Annotated in this window: 19 protein-coding genes; 12 read left to right on the plus strand and 7 right to left on the minus strand. The window is 73.1% G+C overall.

The window, feature by feature from the left end; genetic code table 11:
• Positions 1 to 25 precede the first annotated feature (25 nt).
• Both ACTFTM_RS13890 and ACTFTM_RS13895 read left to right on the plus strand, forming a co-directional pair.
• A complete protein-coding gene (locus ACTFTM_RS13890) occupies positions 26 to 424 on the plus strand; it encodes an NUDIX hydrolase (protein ID WP_449566184.1) in 399 nt (132 codons plus the stop codon).
• 50 nt (positions 425 to 474) lie between these two features.
• Complete coding sequence (locus tag ACTFTM_RS13895; protein WP_449566185.1) at positions 475 to 948, plus strand: DUF2267 domain-containing protein; 474 nt, start codon at positions 475 to 477, stop codon at positions 946 to 948.
• Between the two features lie 78 nt (positions 949 to 1026).
• On the opposite strand, the gene ACTFTM_RS13900 is transcribed toward ACTFTM_RS13895, so the two are convergent.
• Together ACTFTM_RS13900 and ACTFTM_RS13905 are read right to left on the minus strand one after the other, a co-directional pair.
• Entirely contained in the window at positions 1027 to 2343 is a 1317-nt protein-coding gene (locus ACTFTM_RS13900) for a hypothetical protein (RefSeq protein ID WP_449566186.1), read from the minus strand.
• Positions 2344 to 2393: 50 nt separating this feature from the next.
• Positions 2394 to 2909 (minus strand): NUDIX hydrolase, encoded by a 516-nt coding sequence (locus tag ACTFTM_RS13905; protein WP_449566187.1) that lies wholly within the window; start codon positions 2907 to 2909, stop codon positions 2394 to 2396.
• Between the two features lie 64 nt (positions 2910 to 2973).
• On the opposite strand from ACTFTM_RS13905, the gene ACTFTM_RS13910 reads away from it, so the two are divergent.
• Complete coding sequence (locus ACTFTM_RS13910; protein ID WP_422739839.1) at positions 2974 to 3465, plus strand: type II toxin-antitoxin system PemK/MazF family toxin; 492 nt, start codon at positions 2974 to 2976, stop codon at positions 3463 to 3465.
• 33 nt (positions 3466 to 3498) lie between these two features.
• Here ACTFTM_RS13910 and ACTFTM_RS13915 read toward each other — a convergent pair whose 3' ends face one another.
• Positions 3499 to 4149, minus strand: coding sequence for a flavodoxin family protein (locus ACTFTM_RS13915; RefSeq protein WP_449566188.1), 651 nt, complete (start codon positions 4147 to 4149; stop codon positions 3499 to 3501).
• Positions 4150 to 4390: 241 nt separating this feature from the next.
• Here ACTFTM_RS13915 and ACTFTM_RS13920 point away from each other — a divergent pair, with 241 nt between their 5' ends.
• Both ACTFTM_RS13920 and rox read left to right on the plus strand, forming a co-directional pair.
• On the plus strand, positions 4391 to 5320 hold the full coding sequence (locus ACTFTM_RS13920) for a phosphotransferase enzyme family protein (protein WP_449566189.1): 930 nt from the start codon (positions 4391 to 4393) through the stop codon (positions 5318 to 5320).
• Positions 5321 to 5530: 210 nt separating this feature from the next.
• A complete protein-coding gene (rox, locus tag ACTFTM_RS13925) occupies positions 5531 to 6958 on the plus strand; it encodes a rifampin monooxygenase (RefSeq protein ID WP_449566190.1) in 1428 nt (475 codons plus the stop codon).
• A gap of 4 nt (positions 6959 to 6962) precedes the next feature.
• Here rox and ACTFTM_RS13930 read toward each other — a convergent pair whose 3' ends face one another.
• Entirely contained in the window at positions 6963 to 7610 is a 648-nt protein-coding gene (locus ACTFTM_RS13930) for a GGDEF domain-containing protein (protein ID WP_449566635.1), read from the minus strand.
• 269 nt (positions 7611 to 7879) lie between these two features.
• Here ACTFTM_RS13930 and ACTFTM_RS13935 point away from each other — a divergent pair, with 269 nt between their 5' ends.
• From ACTFTM_RS13935 to ACTFTM_RS13965, 7 genes are all read left to right on the plus strand, one after another.
• A complete protein-coding gene (locus ACTFTM_RS13935) occupies positions 7880 to 8119 on the plus strand; it encodes a DUF397 domain-containing protein (RefSeq protein ID WP_449566191.1) in 240 nt (79 codons plus the stop codon).
• 138 nt (positions 8120 to 8257) lie between these two features.
• Positions 8258 to 9145: a helix-turn-helix domain-containing protein gene (locus ACTFTM_RS13940; protein ID WP_449566192.1), complete on the plus strand. Its 888-nt coding sequence runs from the start codon at positions 8258 to 8260 to the stop codon at positions 9143 to 9145.
• Positions 9146 to 9273: 128 nt separating this feature from the next.
• Positions 9274 to 10311: a LacI family DNA-binding transcriptional regulator gene (locus tag ACTFTM_RS13945; RefSeq protein WP_449566193.1), complete on the plus strand. Its 1038-nt coding sequence runs from the start codon at positions 9274 to 9276 to the stop codon at positions 10309 to 10311.
• A 10-nt stretch (positions 10312 to 10321) separates the two neighbouring features.
• Positions 10322 to 10516 carry a hypothetical protein gene (locus tag ACTFTM_RS13950; RefSeq protein ID WP_449566194.1) on the plus strand — a complete coding sequence of 65 codons (195 nt, stop codon included), beginning with the start codon at positions 10322 to 10324 and terminating at the stop codon, positions 10514 to 10516.
• A gap of 94 nt (positions 10517 to 10610) precedes the next feature.
• Positions 10611 to 12065, plus strand: coding sequence for a protein kinase domain-containing protein (locus tag ACTFTM_RS13955; RefSeq protein ID WP_449566195.1), 1455 nt, complete (start codon positions 10611 to 10613; stop codon positions 12063 to 12065).
• Positions 12066 to 12079: 14 nt separating this feature from the next.
• Positions 12080 to 12955 carry an alpha/beta fold hydrolase gene (locus tag ACTFTM_RS13960; protein ID WP_449566196.1) on the plus strand — a complete coding sequence of 292 codons (876 nt, stop codon included), beginning with the start codon at positions 12080 to 12082 and terminating at the stop codon, positions 12953 to 12955.
• A 58-nt stretch (positions 12956 to 13013) separates the two neighbouring features.
• Positions 13014 to 13664: a histidine phosphatase family protein gene (locus ACTFTM_RS13965; RefSeq protein ID WP_449566197.1), complete on the plus strand. Its 651-nt coding sequence runs from the start codon at positions 13014 to 13016 to the stop codon at positions 13662 to 13664.
• Here ACTFTM_RS13965 and ACTFTM_RS13970 read toward each other — a convergent pair.
• The 3 genes from ACTFTM_RS13970 to ACTFTM_RS13980 are packed head-to-tail and all read right to left on the minus strand — an operon-like array spanning position 13648 to position 15356.
• Positions 13648 to 14151 (minus strand): DinB family protein, encoded by a 504-nt coding sequence (locus ACTFTM_RS13970; protein ID WP_449566198.1) that lies wholly within the window; start codon positions 14149 to 14151, stop codon positions 13648 to 13650. The two genes, ACTFTM_RS13965 and ACTFTM_RS13970, sit on opposite strands and share 17 nt — an antisense overlap.
• Before the next feature lie 48 nt (positions 14152 to 14199).
• The gene (locus ACTFTM_RS13975) at positions 14200 to 14643 is read right to left on the minus strand and encodes a VOC family protein (RefSeq protein ID WP_449566199.1); all 444 of its coding nucleotides are present in this window, start codon (positions 14641 to 14643) and stop codon (positions 14200 to 14202) included.
• Between the two features lie 44 nt (positions 14644 to 14687).
• Entirely contained in the window at positions 14688 to 15356 is a 669-nt protein-coding gene (locus ACTFTM_RS13980; RefSeq protein WP_449566200.1) for a nitrilase-related carbon-nitrogen hydrolase, read from the minus strand.
• Between the last annotated feature and the right edge of the window lie 8 nt (positions 15357 to 15364).

Raw genomic sequence — 15364 nt, forward strand, 5'->3', positions numbered from 1 at the left:
CGGTCCCAACGGGGCGGGAGGCGACGTGCGCGAGATCGACAAGGTGGCCTGGATCCTGATCGAGGACGGGCGGGTGCTGAGCACCCGGTCGCAGGGCAAGGACGTGTGGTACCTGCCCGGCGGCAAGCGGGAGCCGGGGGAGAGCGACCTGGAGACCCTGCGCCGGGAGATCGATGAGGAGTTGAGCGTCGAGGTGGACGTGCACGGGGCGACGCGCCTGGGCACGTTCACCGCGCAGGCGCACGGGCACGCCGTCGGCGTCGCGGTGCGGATGACCTGCTACCGGGCCGGTTACCGGGGACGGCTGCGGCCGGCCAGCGAGATCGCCGAGATGGCCTGGCTCGGGTACGCCGACCGGCACCGCACCTCCCCGGTCGACCAGCTCATCTTCGACCACCTGCTGGCCGCGGATCTGCTGCGCTGACCAGATTCCGGCGCTGTTTGTCGCCGTCGAGCGCGGGTAACCGCCCCGGCGTGACCGACAGCGCGGGCGGCGACGGGTTTCCGCAGTTCATCGACGCGGTGTCCCGGCGCTCCGGCCTACCGACCGCGCAGGCCGCCGCCCTCGCCCGCGCGGTGCTGACCACGATGGCGGAACGCGTCACCGGCGGCGTGCCCGACCCCGCCGGCCACCTTCCCGACCAGGTCGACGGCTACCTGTACGACTTCGCGCCGGACGCCCACCCGACCGACCCGACCACCGGCGGTGGCGGGCTCGACACCGGTGTCAGCCCCGACGTCGGCGGACCTGTGACGCCGCCGCCCGTGGACGCGGGACCGGTGGACTTCCTGAGCCGGGTCAGCCGGCGTGCCGGAGTGGACGCGGCGACCGCACGGATCGGCACGGGCGCGGTCTTCGCGACCCTGCGCGAGGCGGTGACCGTACGGGAGTTCCACGAGATGGTGGCCCGGCTGCCCCGCGACGAGGGCCCGTCCGATCTCGCGTGATCCACACCAGATCGGGGACGTGGGTGGATCCCGGCGCGCCGAAGCCGCCACATCGCCGACCTGGAGTGGATCAGTGCCTCACTCGTCCGCGCCGGGCTCCTCGGGCTCGGTGACCCAGGCGGAGAAGACCGGAACCCCGTGCCACGGCCCGGTGGTCCCGTCCGCCCTGCTGTCGGTGGCGACGGCCACCACCGCGTACGGGTGGCCGAAGCGCAGTTCGGCAGTGCGGGCGACTCCCTCCGGCGGCAGGCTGACCGTGCCGAACATGCCGGTCACCGCCGCCGCCTCGAACCCGTACCGGCCGTACCGGGCCATCGCCACCTGCCCCGCCTCGAAGCCCTGAACGGGTTGGTCGAGTGCCCGGGCCAGTGTCGCGGCCGCGGCCTCGAAGCCCAGCGTCCCGGCGGTGAGATCGTGCTCGCTGCGCGCCGACCAGCAGGGTAGTACCGCCTGGTGCCGCTCCTCGCGGCCGTCGCGGGCGCGGGTCCGTACCCGCTCCTCGCGCAGTGTCCACAGCGGGGTCTCGCCGAGCGGCAGGTCGAACAGAGAGCGTCGACCCGCCGGTTGCGCGCCGTCGGCCGCGCCGGCGCTGAGACGGTACGCGGTGGCGAGCACATCGGCCGCCGGCACGTGCGGCGCGGCGGCCACCGAGAGGACCACCAGCCCCGCGCCGTCGGTCGCCTGGGCCCGGGCGGCGTGCACGATCACGTCGCCGACCTCCTCGGTCGTGACGATGGCGCCCAGGTGCCCGTGGTCCGGGCTGCGCAACGCCTGGCGAAGGTCGCCCGCCCAGGCGCTGCCGGCGCCGAACGCCCGCGCGTCGGTGACGTCGAACGGCTCGGCCCACGAGATCCGGGTGGCCAGCGCGCTGGCCAGGGCGAACACCACGTCCGGGCCGACCTTCAGGGGGAACGTCTCGATCAGGCCGTCAGTGTGCTCGCGCGCCCAGGCGTCCAACCCGGCCTGGTCGGGGAGCGCGCCCACCTCGGTCCTCGCGGGGAGGGTGGCCCGCCATCCGGCCGGCTCGCCGACTCCTCGACCCGTCCGGAGCCACAGCGCGGTGGCGGACGCGACCAGGGGGTGCGGCGCGTCCAGCAGGACACGGGCCGCCTCCGCGGCGCTGACCAGGTCGGTGCCCAGCGCCGCCACCAGATCTTTGGCCGTTCCGTCCCCGCCGGTCGCGGAGTCTGAGCCGGCCGGGACGTCTGAGCCGGCGGCCGTGTCCTGGCCGGTCGCCGCGCCCGCGCCGGTCACCGGGCCGGCTTCGGTCGTCGCGGCGCTGAGGGCGAGCAGGAGCCAGGCCCCGAGCGGGCTGGCGACGTGGTGCCGGTCGCCGATGGTGGCGTGCAGCCGCTCGGCGTACGCGGACAGCGGGCCGTGCAGGTCGGTCGTCATGCCTCTACTCTGCCCGGCGCGATCCGGTCCGGCATCCGCACCGATCCCGCTCACGACCACAGCTCGAACGGCTCGTCGATCCGCTCGCCGGCCAGGAACGGCGTGATCAGCCGGGGGAGTTGACCGGGATAGAAGCGTTCCGCGCTTGTCACCACGTCGGTCAGCGGCCACCAGCGGAAGCCGAAGTAGTCCTCCCGCTCGTAGTCGAGCCGGTCCGTCTCGTCCACGTCCGGGCCGGGGCCGGCCAGTCGTACGGCGACGATCACCTCGTCCTGGACGTGACGCGACTGGCGGTGCACGAAGCTGGCCCGTCGCCGCCAGGTCGGTGCGCCCACCTGGTCGGCGGTGACGACGATGCCGGTCTCCTCGCGCAACTCCCGTACGGCGGTCTCGCGGTATGTCTCGCCCGCGTCCATGCCGCCGCCGGGCAGCTCCCACCAGGTGCCGAGCCGAGGGTGGTCGGGGTCGCGGGTGTGGAACAGCAGCACCCGGTCGTCGGCGTCGCGGACCACCACGCGCACCGCGCGGCGCTCGAGGATCGGCAGGTCGTCGGGCAGTTGGTCCATCGGCTCAGTCTGCCGCAGTGCGCCGGCTCCGGGGGTCCGCGCGCGGGCCGGTAGGCTGCCCGCCGTGGCTGGTCTGTTGAGGAACGTGGCGCAACGCATCTCCCGGGTGGGCGCGGCAATTCCGTCGCCCCGGCGTACCGGGCCGTCTCCGGCGCGGGTGGCCCGCCCCCGCCAGGTGAGCGCGTTGCAGCGGCGCGAGCTGAGCTACGCGCCGGAGGTCGACGGCCAGGCCGACCCGGGTGAGATCGTCTGGACGTGGGTGCCGTACGAGGACGACCCCCGCCAGGGCAAGGACCGCCCGGTGCTGGTGGTCGGGCGGCACAGCCGGACGCTGTTCGGGCTGATGCTGTCCAGTCAGAGCGAGCGTGACGGGCAGCGGCACTGGTTCGCGCTCGGCCCCGGCGAGTGGGACCGGGACAAGCGGCCGAGCTGGGTCCGGCTGGACCGTGTGCTGACCATGCGCGAGGACAGCATCCGCCGCGAGGGCGCCGTGCTGGACCGGCCCCGGTTCGACCGGGTCGGGCAGGCGCTGCGTGCCGGGTACGGCTGGCGCTGACCGTACCCCCTCGGTGGCGGGCCGGACGACCGGTCAGGCCGGCTCGCGGCTCGGACCGACGGCGGCGCCCTGCGCCTCCGGCGGCGGGTACGGCTGGTCGGCGAGCAGCCGGGCCAGATGGGCGGTGTTGAGGGCCAGGGCTTTGGTGGTACGACCGGTGGTGTCCGGTTTGGGGCCGGCGTCGCGGTAGTCCACCTTGTGCAGGGCCTCGCCGACCCAGTAGGTCGCGCCGGCCGCGGCGACGGTGAAGCCCACCTCGTTGAGCGCCCCCTGCACCTCGGCGATGGTGTGGTGCGCGCCGTCCTCGTTGCCGACGACCGCGACGCCGGCCACCTTGCCGTAGGTGAGCAGCCGCCCCTCGTCGTCGGTCTCGGACAGCTCGGCGTCGAGACGTTCGAGGACCATCTTGGTGACGCTCGCGGGTTGGCCGAGCCAGATGGGTGTGGCGATGATGAGGATGCGGGCGGCGAGCAGCTTCGCGCGGATGGCGGGCCAACCGTCGCCGTCGCCCTCGTCGGTCGACACCCCGAAGCGCACGTTGTGGTCGACCACCCGGACGATCTCGCCGTCCACGCCCTGACGGGCCAGTTCGGCCAGTACCTCCCGGCCCAGTTGGTCGGAGCTGGAGGGGGCGGGTGACGGCTTGAGGGTGCAGTTGAGTACGAGCGCACGGATGCTCGGCACAAGCGTTTCCTCTCGTCAAACCAGGGTCTTTTCCCACCGCCTACCCGAACACCACACCGAATCACGTCCCCCACCCCCCAAATCAGGGACGCGTGATCAAGAGGTTTGCGTCAGAATCCGGGCCGACAGTGACGCGAACTTCTTGATCACCGCCGAAAAGGGGCGGGGTGGGGGGTGTGGGGTGGACGTGGTGGGGTGGGTTTGGGCCGAGTTCGGGATTCGGCTGTCCACTGTGGATGAGGTGGTGCACGGGGCTGACCTGCGGGCTCGGCTCTGGCGGGGTGCGACGGACGACGGCGCGCGCTATGCCGTCAAGGTCAGCGGTGGTGGTACGCCGGCCGGCCTGATCGTGACCGCGTACCTGGCAGAGCGGGGCGTGCCCGGTGTCGCGGCGCCGGTCCGCACCCGTGACGGACGTCTGTACGCCGAGCGGAACGGACACCGCCTGTCCGTGGTCCCGTGGGTCTCCGACCTGCGGGCGCTGGACGGCCCGATGAGCGAGGCGCACTGGCGTGCCTACGGCGAACTGCTGGCGGCGGTGCACGCGGTCCCGGTGACCGGTGAACTGGAACGGCTGCTGCCGGGCGGCGGTGACGCGTACCCCACGATCGTGGCCGCGACCCGGGACGTGGCCGGACGCCTCCGCGACCGGGCCGACTCCGGCGATCCGCTGGTCGCCGAACTGGCCGCCGTCTGGTCGGCGAACGCCGAGCGGGTGTCCACGGTGCTCGGTGGGGTCGAACGACTCGCCGCCGACCGGTCGGGGCCGGCGGTGGTCTGCCACGGCGATCCCCACCTCGGCAACCTGCTGCTCGGCCCGGACGGTCAGGTCTGGTTGATCGACTGGGACGACGCCGTGCTTGCGCCGCGCGAGTGTGACCTGATGTTCGTGGTGGGTGGGGTGCTCGCCTTCGCGCCGATCACTGCCGAACAGGAGAAGGCCGTGCTCGCCGGGTACGGCGTCGTCGACATCGACGCGGTGCGGCTGGCCTGGTTCCTCGCGGTACGCGCGCTCGACGACCTCAGCGACTGGACCCGCCAGGCGTGGGATCCGACCGCGAGCCTCGACGATCGGGCGACGGCCGCCCGGATCGTCCATGGGCTCGTGTCGCCCGTCGGCCTGGTGACCCTCGCCGACACCGCGCTGCGCGACGTGGCGGAACGGCGCTGAGTGGCCGGCAAAGCTGAGCGGCGGCAACGCTGAGCGGCCGGTAAAGCTGAGCGGTCCGCAAAGCTGAGCGGCCCGGAAACGCGAAACGGCAGGGAGATCGTGCTCCCTGCCACTTCTAACATATAGCGCACCCGGGGTCTTGCGGCAAGACCCGGGTGGTGCCGCAGAATCTCCACCCGAAGCCCAAACGTGGCAAATTCGGGGGATCTCGTGATCGATGTGATCATTGCCGGCGGTGGACCGACCGGCCTCATGCTCGCCGCTGAGTTGCGGCTGCACGACGTACGCGTCGTCGTGCTGGAGAGAGACGTCGAGCCGACCCGCTTCGTCCGTTCCCTCGGTCTGCACGCCCGCAGCATCGAGATCATGGACCAGCGCGGTCTGCTGGAGCGCTTCCTCGCCCTGGGTACGCGGCATCCGCTCGGCGGCTACTTCGCGGCGATCCCCAAGCCGCCGCCGAGCGGCCTTGACAGCGCCCACGCGTACGTCCTCGGCATCCCGCAGACCATGACGGACCGCCTGTTGGCGGAGCACGCCGTCGAGGTCGGCGTCGAGGTCCGGCGCGGCAGCGAGGTGGTCGGACTGAGCCAGGACGACGACGGCGTGACGGTGGAGCTGGCCGACGGGACGCGGTTGCGCGCGCGCTTCGTCGTCGGCTGCGACGGCGGCCGGAGCACGGTCCGCCGGCTGCTCGGCGTCGGCTTCCCCGGTGAACCCAGCCGGGTCGACTCGCTGCTGGGCGAGATGGAGGTGGGCGTACCTGCGCAGACGGTCGCCGACGTGGTGACCGAAGTGCGCAGGACGCACCTCCGCTTCGGCCTCGGGCCACTCGGAGACGGCGTGTACCGGGTCCTCGTGCCGGCCGAGGGCGTTGCCGAGGACCGCTCGGTCCCGCCGACCATCGAGGAGTTCCGGCAGCAACTGCGGGTGTACGCGGGCACCGACTTCGGCGTGCACTCGCCGCGTTGGCTCTCCCGTTTCGGCGACGCCACCCGGTTGGCCGAGCGTTACCGGGTCGGCCGGGTGCTGCTGGCCGGCGACGCCGCCCATATCCACCCACCGACCGGCGGGCAGGGCCTCAACCTCGGTATCCAGGATGCCGTCAACCTCGGTTGGAAACTGGCCGCCGAGGTCAACGGCTGGGCGCCGGACGGGCTGCTGGACAGCTACCACGCCGAGCGGCACCCGGTTGCCGCCGACGTCCTCGTCAACACCCGCGCGCAGATGCTCCTGCTGTCGCCGGACCCGGGACCCCAGGCGGTGCGCCATCTGTTGTCGGAGTTGTTGGACTTCGAGGACGTGAACCGGTACCTGATCGAGAAGGTGACCGGGATCGGCGTCCGGTACGACTTCGGCGCGGGCCACGACCTGCTCGGTCGGCACCTGCGGGACGTGCCGCTGACCCGGGGACGGCTCTACGAACTGCTGCGAACCGGTCGCGGGCTGCTGCTCGACGCGACCGGTCGCCTCTCGGCCGCCGGATGGGCGGACCGGGTCGACCACGTCGTCGACGTCGCTGACGGGCTCGACGTACCCGGTGTGCTGCTGCGTCCGGACGGCCACGTGGCGTGGGTCGGTGACGACCAGGCCGACCTGGTAGGCCATCTGCGCCGGTGGTTCGGCGCGAGCGCCACCTGAGCCGCTACTCCGCGAAGAGGACGCTGTCGACGAGTTGGCGCGGCGCCCGCGGGCCGGAGAGGCTCTTCGCCTGGTACATGGCCGCGTCGGCGCGGCTGAGCGCGTCGGTGAGCTGGGCCGGGCCGGTCACCGGGGCCAGCCCCACCGACGCGGTGACCCGGACGCTGCACCCGCTCAGGCGGATCGGCGCGGCGACGGTCTCGCTGAGGCGTCGGGTGGCGTGCTCGATCCAGCGTCGGTCGACGGTCGGGCTGGCGAGCAGACCCGCGAACTCGTCGCCGCCGAGGCGGGCGACGAGGTTGTCGCCCGCGAACCCGGCCAGTCGTTCCGCGACGCTGATCAGCACCTGGTCGCCGGCGGCGTGCCCGTACCGGTCGTTGATCTGCTTGAAGTCGTCGAGGTCGAGCACGATGGCGATCAGCGGCTGGCCGTCGGCGTTGGTGAGCAGGGCGGCCGCGAGACGGTAGAAGGCGCGGCGATTGGGCAGCCCGGTGAGCGGGTCGTGGCTGGCGGCGTGCCGTTCGGCGGCCAGTTCGGCCTGGAGGTGCTCGATCTCGGCCTCGGCCCGCACGGCGCGGCGCCGCAGTTGCCATGAGGAGAGCAGGGCCCCGGCGGCACAGATGCCGGAGGCGACGCTCATCGGATCGGGCAGGAGACCTCCCATCGCCGCGACCGCCTCCAGCCTTGGGTCTGCGCGGCGCGGTGCCGCGTCGGGGCCAGTTTTCCCTGGTCGTCACCCCGCTCGGGGTAACGCAAAGTGAACGGATAAGCACCGATCACGTGCGTTATCATGCTCGCCATCCGGTGCAGATGCAATAGCAGATGCACGTGCAGAACGGCCCGACCTCGATACCGCACCCTCGCCGCGTCACCGCTCCTCCCACGGGCACCGGCGGGCTCGTGAGCAGAAAGACGCCTCTCATGCAGCAGCCACCCAATGGCGTTCCGATCCCTCAGTTGCCCCCTCTGAGCTGGCAGAAGAGTCGCCGCAGCAACCCGAGCGGCAACTGTGTCGAACTCGCCGAACTGCCCGGGGGCGCCGGCATCGCGCTCCGCAACTCGCGTCATCCGGAGGGGCCGGCGCTCATCTACACAGTGGACGAGATCGCCGCCTTCGTGCTCGGCGCCCGGGACGGGGACTTCGATCATCTGATCAACTGACCGGCCGCACGGGACGGTCCCAGCGATGGGACTGAATCGCCGGTCCGGAGGAGTTCACCTCACTGTCGGTCCATGGCATGCTTACACGTCGGTCGGGCTCGGTGCCCGGCCGCGTCGTCGGTATCCGGAGGTCCGCACGTGACGATGGTCCCCGCCGAGGGCGGCCCGACAACCGGGCCGACCGTGCTGCGCATGCTGCTCGGCGCCCAGCTACGTCGGCTGCGGGAGTCCAGCGGGGTGACCCGGGAGGGCGCCGGGTGGGAGATCCGCTCCTCGGAGTCGAAGATCAGCCGGATGGAGTTGGGCCGGGTCGGCTTCAAGGAACGGGACGTCTCCGACCTGCTCACCCTGTACGGCGTCAGCGACGAGGGGGAGCGCGCGGCGCTGCTCAAGCTCGCGCGGGACGCGAACAGTCCCGGTTGGTGGCACCGTTACGGCGATGTGCTGCCGAGTTGGTTCCAGTCGTACCTGGGCCTGGAGGCGGCGGCGGCGCTGATCCGCAGCTACGAGGTGCAGTTCGTCCCCGGCCTGTTGCAGACCAGGGAGTACGCCCGGGCGGTGGTGCTGCTCGGGCACGGCGGCGCCGGCGTCGCCGAGATCGACCGCCGGGTGGATCTGCGGATGCAGCGCCAGCAACTGCTCCTCCGGGACAAGCCACCGCTGCTCTGGGCCGTGGTGGACGAGGCCGCGTTGCGCCGGCCGATCGGCGGTGCCGAGGTGATGCGGGACCAGCTCACCGCGCTCATCGAGGCGACCAAGTCGCCCACCGTCCGACTTCAGGTCATCCCCTTCGCCGCAGGTGGTCACGCGGCGGCCGGTGGCGCCTTCACCATCCTGCGCTTCGGTGACCAGGAGCTGCCCGACATCGTCTACATCGAACAGTTGACCAGCGCCCTGTACCTGGACAAGCGCGACGACCTCGACTACTACGCCGTGGCCATGGAACGTCTCTGCGTCGAGGCGGAGCCGCCGGAGCGTACGCCGGAGATCCTGGGCCGGTTGCTGGAAGAGGTCTACCCGCAGTAGCGGTGCCCTGCTCGGGGCCCGTGCGGGTTCGTTCGTATTGACCGCTGCCGACGTGCCGGGCTAGTCTCTGTATCGATCCAGTCTGAATCGATACAGAGGGGCGTCGAGTGAAGCCGACACTGCAAGCCGTGGCGGACGCCGTCGGTGTCTCCCGCAGCACCGTGTCCAATGCCTACAGTCGCCCCGACCAGCTCTCCTCCGCCCTGCGTGAGCGGATCCTCGACGCCGCCCGCCAGCTCGGCTACCCGGGCCCCAACCCGACCGCCCGCTCCCTGCGCCGTGGCTTCGTCGGCTCGATCGGGGTGCTGTTCACCTCACAGTTGTCGTACGCCTTCACCGACCCCTTCGCCGTCCGCTTCCTCGCCGGGGTGGGCGCCGCGACCGAGCGACACGGCACCAGCATGCTGCTCGTACCCCTGCCGCAGGCGCAGGCCGATGCCCGGCGGGCCGTGGAGAACGCCGCCGTCGACGGCTTCTGCGTGTACTGCGTGGCCGACGAGGAGTGGGCGCTGGACGTCATCCGGGCGCGCGGCCTGCCATACGTCAGCACTGCCGTACGCGACGACGCCGCCGCCGACGAGCGGTTCGTCGGCATCGACGAGCGGGCCGCCGCGCGCGGCGCCGCCGCACACGTGGCCGGTCTCGGTCACCGCCGCGTCGCCCTGCTCGTGGACTCCGTCCTGCCCGACGCGCCCGCCGGCCCGGTGACCCTGTCCGGGTTCGACCGGGCCCCGCATCCGACGACCCGCGGCCGGCTCGCCGGCTTCGCCGACGCGTTCGCCGAGGTCGGCGTCGCCTGGTCGGAGCTGACACTGCTCAACGCTCCCGGCAACAGTGGGCACGCCGCGGCGGCCGCCGTCGCCGGGCTGTTCGATCGGCCCGAGCCGCCCACCGCCGTGCTGGCCGGCTCCGACGTGCTCGCCCTCGGCGTGCTCGACGCCCTGGCCCGGCGACCGGGCGGCAAGCACCCACCGGTCTCGGTGACCGGGTTCGACGACGTCCCCGAGGCGGCGGCGGCCGGCCTCACCACCGTCCGGCAGCCGGCGCAGGAGAAGGGCCGGATCGCCGCCGAACTGCTGCTCGATCCGCCCGCGGACGCTGCCGCCGGCCACGTGCTCCTGCCCACCGAACTCGTCGTCCGGACGTCCACCGGACCTCTCACCTGAGGAGTTGACCATGGAATTCCCCACCGGATACGTCACCGCCCTCGACGCCATGAACCGGCACGTCAACTCGGCCCGACCGGACGCCCCGGTCCAGGCCGAGCGCGCCCGCCGGCCGCTGTTCGCCCCGACCCGGCAGGTGACCGCCGTCGCCCTGCGCCGGCTCGCCGACCGGATCCAGCCCCGACCGGTGCCCCGCTGCTCCTGATCGCCACCCCATTCCGGCACTCCGGGGACGAACAGTGCCGGTCCGGGCACGCAGGGTGGTCGAAGGGGCGCTCGCCGGGCAGACTGGTCTGGCCATGTCACCCTTCACGCCCACCCTCCGCCTCCACGACCGCTACGTCCTGCACGAGCGGATCGGGCTCGGCGGCATGTCCGAGGTGTGGCGGGCCGACGACGAGGTGCTCGGCCGGCCGGTGGCGATCAAGGTGCTCGCCGGCCAGCTCGCCGCCGACCCGCAGCTTCGGGCCACCATCCAGCGCGAGGCCCGCGCGGCCGCCCGGCTGACCCACCCGCACGTCACCCAGGTGTACGACTACGCCGAGGCGACCCTGGCCGGTGGCGTCGTCGTCCCGTACCTGGTGATGGAGCTGGTCGAGGGCCACAACCTGGCCGACCGGCTGCGCTCCGGCCCGCTGCCCTGGCCGGAGGCCGTGCGGGTGGCCGGGCACATCGCCGCCGCGCTGGCCGCCGCGCACCGCATCGGGGTGGTGCACCGCGACGTGAAGCCCGGCAACGTCATGCTCACCGACACCGGCGCCAAGGTGCTCGACTTCGGCATCGCCGCGCTCGGTGGGCTCGACAGCCAGTCCGGCGAGCCGGTGATGGGCACACCCGCGTACTTCGCCCCGGAGCGCCTCGCCGCCGGTCCACCGGACCCGGCCAGCGACGTGTACGCCCTCGGGGCGCTGCTCTACCGCATGCTCACCGGCGAGGCGCCCCTGCCCGTACAGAGCTGGGAGGACGCCATCGAGGTACACCGGCGCGGCACACCGGTGCCGCCGCTGCGTGTGCCCGGCCTACCCGCCGACATCGCCGAGCTGACCCTCGCCTGCCTCGCCGCCGACCCGGCCCGGCGGCCCAGCGCCGCACAGCTCGCCCGCCGGTTCGGTGCCGGCCAGCCGGTCGAGCCACCCACCGAGCTGCTCCGGATCGTCCCGGCGGCCCACCCGCCCACCCTGATCGACCGCTCGGCCGTCCGGCCCGCGGCGGTCGTGTCCGCGCCGGTCCGACGCCGTTCGCGCCGGCCCCTGGCGCTCGCCCTCGCGGCCGGGCTCGCCGTGCTGGTCGGCCTCGGCGCGCTGCTCACCCAGGGTCTCGGCGCACCCGACACGTCCGGCCCCGGGCCGGTGGCCGCTCCGACGTCGCCCTCCACCACGGCACCCCCACCTCGCACCCAGTCACCGAAGCCGGCGACGTCGGCGTCCCCGTCGCCCCGCCCCAGCAGCGCCGCGCCGTCGACCGTGGGGCAGCAGGTGCCGGTCAGCTTCCGCCAGGTCAGCGATGAGTTCGCGCAGGTGCTCGCCGTGGCGGTGGCCCGCGGCGACGTCGACCGCCGAACCGCCGAGGACCTGCGCGACGACCTCGCCGACGTGAACCGACGGACCCGGGACCGCGAGCGGCGCATCGCCGACCTGCGGGACACCATCTCCGAACTGGTGGACCGTGGTCGGCTGCCCCGGCAGACCGCCGTCCAGCTCGACGCGCTGCTGGCCCAGACCCGTGAGCTACCCGTGGATCGCGCCAACGACTGAGTAGTCTCACCGGCATGACGACGGCGCAGACGCACCACCTCGCCCTACCCGGCGTTGACCTGGTCTACGACGTCCGCGGTCCACTGCCTCCGGCCGGCGGGCGTCGCGTGTTGCTCATGATCGGCCAGCCGATGACGGCGGAGGGCTTCGATGCGCTCGCCCCGCACTTCACGGACCGGACCGTCGTCACGTACGACCCGCGCGGCCTCGGCCGCAGCACCCGCAGCGACGGCCGCTCCGACCACACACCTCAGCAACAGGCCGCCGATCTGCACCTGCTCCTCGAAGCCCTCGCCGCCGGTCCGGTGGACGTGTTCGCCAGCAGCGGCGGCGCGGTGACCGCGCTCGAACTCGTCGCGACCCACCCCGCCGACGTCCGCACGCTGGTGGCGCACGAGCCGCCGATCAACGCGGTTCTTCCCGACGCCGCGGCAGCCGAGCGCGCTCGGAACGCCTTCAACGAGGCGTACCAGGCGAAGGGCCCCGGGGCCGGCATGGCCGCGTTCATCGCGATGACGTCGTGGCAGGGTGAGTTCACCGACGCCTACTTCGCCCAGCCCGCGCCCGACCCCGCCATGTTCGGCCTGTCGACCGAGGACGACGGCAGCCGCGACGACCCGCTGCTGTCGACGAACTCGTGGGCGATCACCGACTACCGCCCCGACGCGGGCGTTCTCACCGCGGCGTCGACCCGGATCGTGATCGCGGTCGGCGCGGAGTCGACGGGCACCTACACCGCGCGTACGGCCCACGGCACGGCGGCGCTGCTCGGCCGGGAGGCCGTGGTGTTCCCGAGTCACCACGGCGGCTTCCTCGGTGGCGAGCACGGGTACGCGGGCAAGCCCGCGGAGTTCGCCGCGCGGCTACGCGAGGTCCTGGACGCCGACTGACGCCGCCGTCCGTCCGGACGGCTGATCCATCCGCGAAGGTCGCTGGCATGATGGGCCGATGCGAACACGGCTGATCTTCGTGCGTCACGGTGAGTCGGTCCACCAGGTCGACGGGATCGTGGGCGGCCCGCACGGGTGCCGCGGACTCACGTCGCTCGGCCACGACCAGGCACACCGGCTGGCCCAGCGACTCGTCGACGACTACGCCGTCGAGGGGCCGGTGGCGGTGTACTCGTCCGTGCTGCGCCGCGCCGTCGAGACCGCGCAGCCCATCGCCGCGACGTTCGGCGTCCGGCCCCTGGCCGACTGCGGCCTCTGCACGTGGCACACCCCGCCGTACGCCGACGGGCTGCCGGTCGCGCGCTTCCGCACCGAGCACGCGGTGCCCGGCGGGGGAGTGTTCCGCCCGTTCGAGGACGGCAACGAGAGCTGGGCCGAACTGGTCGTCCGCGTCAGCCGCGCCGTCATGGAGATCGCGCACCGGCACCGGGGCGGCACCGTGGTGCTGGTCGGCCACAGCGAGACCGTGGAGGGCGCCTTCCACGCGCTCGCCGCTCAGCCCATCTTCCGGGCGTTCGACCTGGAGGTGCCCCCGGCGTCGATCAGCGAGTGGGTCACCGACCACGACACCGGCGGCTGGCCGCCGGCCCGTTGGACCCTGCGCCGCTTCGGGGACACCGCCGAAACGGGCCCTAGCGCTGCTCGCTGAGGATCTGCTCGCGCAGGATTTCCGCGTGCCCGCAGTGCTGCGCCAGCTCCCGCAGGACGTGCAGGTACACCCAGCGCAGTGGCAGCGGCCCACGCCGGTTGCCGCGCACCACGTCGTCCAGACCCAGCGACGCCGTCGCGCGGCGCGACGCCTCGCACGCCTCGCGGTGAGCCTGCTGAACGGTGGCGATGGTGTCGCCGTCGTCGAGGATGAACGACTCGTCCGGCGTCGCCGGGATACCGATCTCGGCACGCGACCGACACGTGATCGCCTCGTCGAACCAGACCTTCTCCACGAAGGCCGCGTGCTTCACCAGACCCAGCAGTGTCGTCCGCGACGGCACCAGCGAGCGTCGTGCCTGCTCCTCGGTCAGCCCGTCCAGGGCCTCGTTGAGCGCGCGGCGATGCTCGTCGATGAAGGTCTCGACCTGCGCCTGAGCTGGCTGGTCGACGACGTCGTCGGCGAAGGCCGGCGGAAAGATGGTCATGGACCGAAGCATGTCAAGAGCCTTGCCCGGGAGCAACCACGGCACGCCTCACCCGCCGAACGAGACGAGCGCGCCGCGTTCGTCGAACACGGCCGTACCCGCCCAGGCGATCTCCCACCGGTTGCCCTCCGGGTCGGCGATGTACGCCGAGCGGCCACCCCACGAACGGTCGGTGGGCGCCGCCACGACCGTCGCCCCCGCCGCGACGGCCGCCGCGAAGGCCGCGTCGACCTCCGCACGCTGATCGACGTTGCAGGCCAGCGTCACGCCGGACCAGCCACCGGCCGGATCGGGGACATCCGGTGCCGCCTCGGCCGCCAACTCGGGCAGCGGGTAGAGGGCGAGCAGAACGCCACCGAGCAGGAACGCCGACCAGCCGTCGTCGCTGGCGGGCAGCTCCGGCCAGCCCAGGGACCGGTAGAAGGATCGCAGCCGGCCCGGGTCGCGGGCGCCCAGTGTGACCACGGACAGTCGAGGAGGGATCGCGCTCATCGCCCGATCCTGCCGCACGGGTACGACAGGACATGGCGACGTCCTCAGTGGATTGACGTTGCCGCCCACTCGCCCGGCGTCGTGCCGACCCGGACTGCCACGTCACCCCGCGACGTCCAGATGGCCGAGCGGCCGGCAGCCTCCGTGTAGCCGCCGCCGGTCGACCCGGCGAAGCTCGCCACCGCCACCCAGACCCCGTGCGTCGCGACGATCCGGCGCGCCCGCTCGTCCGGCACGGCGGCGTCCCGGGCCGACTCCAGCACGCCCGCCGCGTACACGTCGATCCCCAGCGCCGCCGTCGCCTCCGCGTGCGCGGCGACGCCGGTGTCCTTGCAGACGGCCAGACCGATCCGCCACCCGTCCACATCGAGCACACCCGGTGTGCCGCCCGGCCGGTACCGCTGCGGCTCCACGCCGCCGAGCCACATCTTCCGGTACGCCACCCGCACCCCGTCGCCGGACACCGCCAGCACCCCGATGTGGTCACCGACCACCGGCGCGCCGGCCAGCGCCAGCGTGCCCGCCTCGGCGCACGCGTCGACAAGTGGCGTCAGCCTCGGGTCGTCCACCGGCACGATCGGCCCCCGCAACTCGTACCCCGTCAGGGACAGCTCCGGGAAGACCACCACCCGGGCGCGCGCCGCGCGGACCGCGTCGGCGTGCGCCCGCGCGTTCTCCGCGACATCCAGGGGTACGCACGGCGGCTGCGCCACCGCGAGCC

Source organism: Micromonospora sp. RB23 (assembly GCF_053585025.1).